This window comes from Gemmatimonadales bacterium (assembly GCA_035502185.1).
GTDB lineage: Bacteria > Gemmatimonadota > Gemmatimonadetes > Gemmatimonadales > JACORV01 > Fen-1245.
In genome coordinates this window covers 1-6,453 of the sequence record DATJUT010000026.1, presented here as the reverse complement: position 1 = coordinate 6,453, position 6,453 = coordinate 1, and the positions used below count along the sequence as shown (strand labels likewise).

General features: G+C 72.6%; 8 protein-coding genes. All 8 read right to left on the bottom strand.

Annotated features, from left to right (window positions below; genetic code table 11):
• Nucleotides 1–494, bottom strand: a 494-nt coding sequence (locus tag VMF70_03565) for a hypothetical protein (protein HTT67086.1), incomplete at its 3' end; no start/stop codon positions are given.
• A 7-nt stretch (nucleotides 495–501) separates the two neighbouring features.
• The gene (locus tag VMF70_03560; protein ID HTT67085.1) at nucleotides 502–1,206 is read right to left on the bottom strand and encodes a tetratricopeptide repeat protein; all 705 of its coding nucleotides are present in this window, start codon (nucleotides 1,204–1,206) and stop codon (nucleotides 502–504) included.
• 2 nt (nucleotides 1,207–1,208) lie between these two features.
• A complete protein-coding gene (locus VMF70_03555; GenBank protein ID HTT67084.1) occupies nucleotides 1,209–1,592 on the bottom strand; it encodes a hypothetical protein in 384 nt (127 codons plus the stop codon).
• Nucleotides 1,589–2,398, bottom strand: coding sequence for an acyl-CoA dehydratase activase (locus VMF70_03550; protein HTT67083.1), 810 nt, complete (start codon nucleotides 2,396–2,398; stop codon nucleotides 1,589–1,591). The genes VMF70_03555 and VMF70_03550 overlap by 4 nt, the downstream gene beginning before the upstream one ends.
• On the bottom strand, nucleotides 2,395–3,204 hold the full coding sequence (locus VMF70_03545) for an acyl-CoA dehydratase activase (protein HTT67082.1): 810 nt from the start codon (nucleotides 3,202–3,204) through the stop codon (nucleotides 2,395–2,397). Before VMF70_03545 ends, VMF70_03550 begins: the two co-directional genes overlap by 4 nt.
• A gap of 13 nt (nucleotides 3,205–3,217) precedes the next feature.
• A complete protein-coding gene (locus VMF70_03540) occupies nucleotides 3,218–4,537 on the bottom strand; it encodes a 2-hydroxyacyl-CoA dehydratase family protein (GenBank protein HTT67081.1) in 1,320 nt (439 codons plus the stop codon).
• 13 nt (nucleotides 4,538–4,550) lie between these two features.
• Complete coding sequence (locus VMF70_03535; protein HTT67080.1) at nucleotides 4,551–5,720, bottom strand: 2-hydroxyacyl-CoA dehydratase; 1,170 nt, start codon at nucleotides 5,718–5,720, stop codon at nucleotides 4,551–4,553.
• A partial coding sequence (locus tag VMF70_03530; protein HTT67079.1) for an enoyl-CoA hydratase-related protein occupies nucleotides 5,717–6,453 on the bottom strand: 737 nt, incomplete at its 5' end. The genes VMF70_03530 and VMF70_03535, both read right to left, overlap by 4 nt.

The window sequence follows — 6,453 nt, the reverse complement described above, 5'->3', positions numbered from 1 at the left end:
TACATCACCTCGAGGCCTTCGCCGACCGCGAACCGGACCGCCTCCTCGGTGTGCCGGAGGATGTGGCCGATGTCCCACTCCTCGGCGTACTGCCGGATCGGGCTGCTGCCGATGAAGATGCAGGCCTCGATCGGCACGCCGGTCTTCTGCACCAGGTCGGCCATCGGCTGGATGTCGGCCACGACGGTGCGGCCGGCGCAGTTGGCCCTGACGCGGAGCTTGTGGTCGCCGATTTCGCGGCACAGCCGCTCGACCGCCTCCCGCTGGCGCGGCCCCGCGCCGGGCAGCCCGACGTCGGCGGTCTCGATCCCGAGCCCGTTCATCAGGTGGAGGATTTCCAGCTTCGCCTCGACCGGCGGGTCCTTCACCGACGGGCTCTGCAGGCCGTCGCGCAGGGTCTCGTCGTCCAGCATCGGCGGCGCCGCCGGGCGCGCCGCACTTCCGCCCGCGGCCGCCCAGTCGTGGATGAGGCGCTCCTCGGCCGGTCCGCTCACGCGCCGCTCAGGCCGACGCCTTGCGGCCGGTCTGCCGCGCGCGCTCGAGCAACTCGGCGGCGCCCTTCTCGTCGCCGCGGCCCTTCCGGATCTCCGCCTGGTGGTAGAGGCTGCTGGCTTCGCCGAGGGCCTCGGCCGCGTAGGCGCGGAACTCGCGCTCGGCCGCATCCGCCTCGCCCTTCCGCTGGTGGATCAGGCCCACGTGGTAGCGGGCGCGCAGGTACTCGGGCGTGAGCGCACTGCACTGCTCGAACTGCGCCTTGGCCTGGTCGAGGTCGCCGGCGTGGAACAGCGCGACGCCGAGCCGGTAGTGCGCCGCGTTGTAGTGCGGATCGATCTCCAGGCAGCGGCGATAGGCGGCGATGGACGCCGGCATGTTGCCGCGGTGGTAGTAGGCCACGCCGAGGTCGTACCAGCACAGCAGGAAGCGCGGCGCCAGCTCGACCGACTTGCGATAGCAGTCGATGGCGCGGTTCAGGGTGCCCTGGTGGAAGTGCATCGTGCCGAGGCAGTGCCAGGGCAGGGCGTCCTGCGGCCGCAGCTCGACCAGCCGGTCGAGCTCGCGGCGCGCCTCCTGGTGCTTGCCCTCGCACTCGAGCATCAGGGCCGCCTGGAAGCGTTGGTCCGTCCAGGCGTCGCGCAGGAACATCCCGCACTCGGCGCAGAACTTGTCGTTCTCGGCCGCTTCCCGGCCGCAGCGGGTGCAGCGCATCGTCAGGTTCTCCCCCTGGGAGAGCGGGTGTAGATCGTCTTGAATTGGAGCGCCATCACAAGCTGGCAGTCCCCGCACTCGCCCGCCAGGTCCTCCGGCGTGAGCGGATCGGCGCACGCCTCGTAGCCCAGCTCCCGGTAGAGCCGCAGCGCCTCCTCGCACCGTGGGCCGTCGGCGATGAAGCGGCGCTGCCAACCTTCGGCCACGCGGGTCGGGTCGGGGGCGAGCTGGGCCTCGGAGAGGAGCCGCTGCGCCTCCTGGCGCACCAGGCGGCCGAGTGGCGCGGCGGAGTCCGGCGAGCCGGCGGAGGGCGCCTCGCCGGCGCCGGCCATCGAGCGAGGTGCCTCGTCGCCGCCAGGCGGCGCGGGCTCGTCGCCGGCGGTCACGCCGACTGGACGGTGAGCTGCGCCAGCCGGCGCTGGCCGAGCAGCGCCGCGCCGAGTGCGGCGGTGAATTGCACCAGGTCGCCGGCCGGCACGTTGACCTCCGCGCCCAACTGCTCGCGGATCACCCGCGCCATCCGCTCGAAGCGGAGGATGCCGCCGATCAGGGTGAACTCCGGCTCCATCCCGACCCGCTTCATCAGCTGCACCGAGCGGCCGACCAGTGAGACGATGGCGCCGTGCATGATGTCGGCCGGCGCCGAGCCCTGGGAGAGGTGGTTGATGACCTCGGACTCCGCGAACACCGCGCACACGCCGGAAATCGCGACGGCGGTCTTCGAGGTCGCGACCAGCGGACCGATCTCCTCGGTGCCGTAACCCATGTACCGGGCGGTCTTCTCGAGGAACGCGCCGGTGCCGGCGGCGCACTTGTCGTTGAGGCGGAACGAGCGGACCTTGGCGCCCTCGCCGAGGCGGCTGGCCTTCATCGTCTGGCCGCCGACGTCCAGGATGGTGCGGGTCGCGGGGAAGAGCAGCGTCGCGCCGCGCGCCGCGGCGGTGAGGTCGGTGACCTTCACGTCGCCCACCTGCACCTGGTGGCGTCCGAACCCGGTGGCGACGGTGTACGCCACCTCGCCAGCGTCGAGGCCGGCCTCGCGCGCGGCCGCCGCGAGCGCCTCCTCGGCGACGCGGGCGAGCTGGAAGCCGGTGGGGCGCATCGCGCGACCCAGGATGGCGTGGTCGGGCCCGAGCACTACGGCCTTGGTGTAGGTCGAGCCGACGTCGATGCCGGCGGTGCAGGCGCTCACGTGGCCGCCCGGGCCGGGGCGCGGGCCGCGAAGACGTGGTCGAGCGCGAACAGCGCGGCGCCGAGGGCGCCCATGTAGTGCGAGTCGTCGCTGACGTTGACCGGCACGCCGAGCGCCGCGGTGAGGGCTCGCACCATCGCGACGTTCTTCGCCACGCCGCCGGTGAACGTGACTTCCTCCTCGATGCCGACGCGCCGGGCCAGTCCGGCCGAGCGGGCGGCGATGGACTGATGCACGCCGAGCAGGATGTCCTCGATCTTCTTGCCGCGGCCGAGCCAGGACAGCACCTCCGACTCGGCGAACACCGTGCAGGTGGTGGTGATCTTCACCGCCCGCTCGCCCGCCATCGCGCGGTGGCCGAGCTGGTCGAGCGGGATGTCGAGCGCGCTCGCCGCGGCGCCGAGGAAGCGGCCCGTGCCGGCGGCGCACTTGTCGTTCATGCAGAAGTCCTGGATCTCGCCGCCGGGCGTGACGCGGATCGCCTTGGTGTCCTGCCCGCCCATGTCCACCACGGTGCGGGTGCCCGGGAACATCTGCGACGCGCCGCGGCCGTGGCAGCTGATCTCGGTCACCTGCGTATTCCCGAACGTCACCTTGTAGCGCCCGTAGCCGGTGCCGACGACGTACTCGACTTCCTCCTCCTCGAGGTTGCCAGCCCGCAGCGCCTCCGCGAACGACTCCTCCGCGGCCCGGGTCACGTTCGCCCCGGTCGAGGTGAGCGAGCGCGCCACGATCCGCCGCCGCTCGTCCACGATGACCGCCTTGGTCTGGGTGGAGCCGACGTCCACCCCCGCCGCGTAGGACATGTGCGCTTCCTCCTCAGGCCGTGGGAGGCGCGGCCGCCCGCGGGACCGCCGCCTGGGCGCGGCGCGAGGCCAGGCCCTCGAAGAACGCGTCGATCCGGTTTTTGAGCTGCGCCTCGGACACCACCCGCCGGTCCATCATGTCCGACTCGATGAACAGGCTCGGCAGGTCGCGCTCCGCCTGGAGCGCGCGGCGGCTGTCGGCGAGCCCGGTCGAGACGGTGCGGCAGCTCTTGATGGGGTGGAAGACCACGCCGTCCGCGGCGAGGTCGTCCACCATGCCGACCAGCGGGCCGGTCTGGTGGAACATGTTGTCCATCGCGTCGCGCACCCCGATGAGCAGGCCCTCGGCCAGGCTCTCGAGCGGCCGCGCCAGGTCGTACTCGTGGCCGAAGTTGGCGCCGCCCGACGCGAAGTTCAGGTAGGTGGACCCGACGAAGGTGCCGCCGTGCTCGGTGAACAGCTCCGAGAAGCGGCGGAAGATCGGGTAGCACGGCACGCCCACGAACAGCAGCCGCCAGGCCTCCTCGGTCAGCGTGCCGATCCCGTGGGCGCTCTTGTACGTCATCTCCTCCACCAGGTCGGTGAAGTAGGACGCGCCCGCGGCCGCGCCGCGGAAGCAGTTCGCCATCCCGAGGTAGATCGTGCCGTCGGTGAGCGCGTTGAACACCGAGGGACGGCTGGCGTTCAGGGCCAGCACTTGTTTCCAGCCGCGCACCAGGCCGTTGGTGTGCCCCATCGCCTCGCGCAGCCGGTCCACGTCGAACCGCACGCCGGAGACGCGCTCGAGGACCGGGATCAGCTCCCGGAGCTGGGCCTCGACGTAGCGCCGGTCGTGCTCGAAGTCGGCGTCGCCCGGCCAGGTCTGGCCGCCCTCGCTCCGGGTGCCCGGCACGTCGAGGGTGAAGGCCGGGATGCCGTACATCCGCTCCCAGATCTCCGCCCACTTGATGTAGGTGTTGCAGGCGTTGGTGTAGACGGCGATGGCGGGCTTCGGGATCCGGCCCATCGGCAGCTCGCCGCCCCGGAGCTGCGCCGCGACGTCGGCCTTCACGTAGCCGCAGATGTCCGGCGAGTACCCGTAGTCCTCCGCCTGGTCGAGGTACTCGTGAGCGGCGCGACGCACCGCGGTCTGCAGCGAGTTGATCTCGGGGAACACGACCGGCAGGTCGAAGGTCCTGAGCAGCTCCGCCAGGCTCCCCATCACGAACACGTACGCCGAGGGCCGGCCGGCCTCGGCGGCCGCGCCCAGCTCCTGGAACCACTCCCGGAACAGGCGCGCACCGTCGTTGTTGCCGCGCCCCACGATGCCGTCCGTCCCCACCGCCTCGCTCACGCGCCGGCTCCTCTCACTCGAACAGCAGGTTCTCGACGAACGTCTCGAGCTGGACCTCGAGCTGCTCGAAGCTGGTCATGTTCTCCTCGAACTCCGTCACGAAGAACGGCACGCCCGCGGCGTCGAGCGCGCGGGTGTAGGCCACCTGCTCCTCGAGCCCCGGCTCGCACATCTTGGCGGCGCCGACGATGACCGCCTGGGCCCCGGCCGCCCGCGCCCGCTCGATCAGCATCCGCTCCTTCGGCTTGCGGGCGTCGTGCTGCACCGGGCTGTAGCTCGAGCGCTCCAGGTAGGCGTGCGCCAGCGCGGCGAGTGGATCGCCGTCGGCGCTCACGTCGTCGGTGATCCAGCGCAGCCCGATCAGGAGGTCGTCGTCCACCAGGTCGCAGGAGCGGCCGATGGCCCGCAGCAGGTCGAGCGGCGGTTGCTCGCAGAAGCCGCCCTCGAGGACGACGCGCACCTTGTCGAGCTTCTTCGCCGGCCTGGCCGCGAGCGCCGGGAGTACCTGCGCCAGCAGGTCGTTGTGCTCCTCGCGAGGCATCAGGCCGCCGACGGCCACCAGGGTGTAGGCCTCGGCGGCGCCCACGCGCCACGGCGCCTCGCGCTTGAGGGCGTACAGCTCGCGCAGCAGGGCGCGGTTCCGGTTGAAGACGGCGATCGAGCGGCGCAGGTCGTCGTCGCTCACCTGCCGGCCGGCCACGCGCCCGACCGTGCGGCGCAGGCGGTCGTACTCGCCGCGCAGCCAACCGGCCGAGTGGAGGGAGTTGGCGTTCTGGGGCAGGTAGAGGATCTCGCACGGGTAGGCGAAGTTGCGGCCCCACACCGCGGCCAGGTTGCGCGCGGCGTCGCAGATCGGATGGGTCACGAACAGGTCGAGCACGACGCGCCGGCTCAAGGCCAGCTCGAGCGACGTCTTCACGATCGAGCAGAGGTAGGAGCCGAAGCGTGAGTCGGCCTGGGTGGGCTCGACCGGCGCGCCGCGGACCTTGTAGGGCAGCATCCCCGCGGCGTGCGCGATCTCCTCGGGGAAGTAGACCTGGAAGTGGCCCGCGACCTTGCCGCCGGCCTCGCGCCACCGCGTCACGGTCGGGAAGCGGTCGTCCTCGAGCAGGTCGGCGCACCGCGCGAGCACCTCGTCCACCGGGCGCCCGCGCCAGCCGGGGAAGGTCTCGACCGTTTTCACCTGTGCGTCCAGACGGGCGTGCGCTTCTCGAGGAACGCGGCCAGCCCCTCGGTGGCGTCGACCGTGTGCATCAGCTCGCGGGCGTAGCGGCGGCCGGCGCCGGCGAGCGCGTCGGCCTCCAGGCGCTCGCGCGCGGGGGGGCGCATGGCGCGCTTGGCCACGCGGAGCGCGGCGGCGCTGTGCCGCGCGATCCGGCCGGCCAGCGCGAGCGCCTCGGCGTCCACGGCGTCGTCGGGGACCACCCGCGCCACCAGGCCGGCGGCCTGCGCCTGGGCGGGGGTCAGCGGGTCGCCGGTATACACGATCTCCGCGGCTCGAGCCGGCCCGGCGAGCCAGGGCAGCAGGGCGCAGGCGGCCGGCGGGATCACGCCGAGCTGGATCTCGGGCTGGCCGAAGCTTGCGGTCTCGCCGGCGACGGCCAGGTCCATCGCCTGCACCAGCTCGAAGCCGCCGCCGAGGCAGCGGCCGCGCACCGCTGCGACGATCGGGAGCGGGAACGCCCGCAGCGCGGCGATGGTGTCCAGGAACTCGGGGATCATGGCCTTCCAGGTGGGTGGGCGGTGTTCGCCGACGTCGGCCCCCGCCGAGAAATGCCGGCCCGCGGCGCCCACAACCACGACGCGCAGGGCCCGGTCCTCGGCCAGCGCGCCGAGCGCCTGCCGCAGCTCGCCCAGCAGCGCGCGGGTCAGGATGTTGAGGGGCGGCTGGCTGATCGTCACCCGGGCGATGCCGT